The sequence below is a fragment of the Clostridium sp. genome, from assembly GCF_051650885.1.
Taxonomy (GTDB): Bacteria; Bacillota; Clostridia; order Clostridiales; family Clostridiaceae; genus Clostridium.
In genome coordinates this window covers 1-1145 of sequence record NZ_JBOFRG010000115.1, presented here as the reverse complement: position 1 = coordinate 1145, position 1145 = coordinate 1, and the positions used below count along the sequence as shown (strand labels likewise).

The following is a 1145-nucleotide window of genomic DNA, read 5'->3' as shown; positions in this document are numbered from 1 at the left end:
TGGTTTTCGTTATCTGCTAAGAGTTTAAGATCATTAATAAATAGAAGATGGTTCGTTACAAACGATTGAGTATCAGTTTGTATTCTTTCTTTTGTTTACATTGAGTTAAGTCTCTTCTCAAAGGGTTCATAAATGAGACATATTTGAATATTAGTTATTATTATTTATTTAAGCTTTATATTTGATTTGTACTAAATATTGATTATTAAAACTTAATATTTGATTTTAAATAAATTTTTATCTTTAATAAATCAAGAAAGATTTTTACATAATTTTGATCTTTTATGCTTGGTATTAATCATTTACGCTTCATATTTTATTTTTACTTAATATTGATTTCATTTATATAATATTTGTTTTTTACTTAATATTGATCTTTTATACTTAATATTTTATTTTTACTTAATATTGATCATTAACGCTTAATATTAATCTTTAAGACTAAGTATTAATCTTTTATACTTAAAATTTGTTTTTTACTAAATATTGATCTTTTATACTCAATATTTATCTTCTACGCTTAATATTAATCTTTTATAATTAATATTTCTGTTTAAATTTTACATAGTCATTTAAGCTTCATAATTAATTTTTAATTTTACTTAATCATGTTAGCTTAAAACTTATAAATAAATTTATTTGATTCAGTTTTTTGCCATTTAAATAACAATAGATTGTATAGAAGAGCTCAGATAGGGGTCTTTCATCTGACAAGGTTTTCTAGTAAAAGGAATCAAAAAGTTTATGAAGATTCCCTGGTATTTTCGGCTTGGATATTTTGTCCTTCCTTCTATGTTCTACATCTTCAACTTTTCCTCTAGAAATTACCAAATTCTTTAATGCTTTCTCAATTTCTTCTTTCCACATTCGTCTTCGCTCCAGAGAGATACTCTCAAGGGTTATCTTAAGCACAACAGACTGGATGTTTCCTTCAAAGGTGAGTTTGAATCCCAGCTTTTAGATATACTTTTTTTGATAAGCCGTTACCACACTGTCCCATTTTTTTTTCTTAAAGAACTATTCTTGTTTTAGCTTTGTGTATTAATTCAAGCTAAAAAGCAAGAAGATCGTATTTTCATAATTTTTTATTCTCTACAACTGTGAGAAGATCTTAATCGTTTATTTAGCTCGTAGAACAACATTTC

Annotated in this window: 1 protein-coding gene; it reads right to left on the bottom strand. The window is 24.5% G+C overall.

Translation table 11 applies throughout. The features are described 5' to 3' along the window. Nucleotides 1–720 precede the first annotated feature (720 nt). Nucleotides 721–867 (bottom strand): hypothetical protein, encoded by a 147-nt coding sequence (locus ACRC28_RS05650; protein ID WP_438542475.1) that lies wholly within the window; start codon nt 865–867, stop codon nt 721–723. Nucleotides 868–1145: the final 278 nt, after the last annotated feature.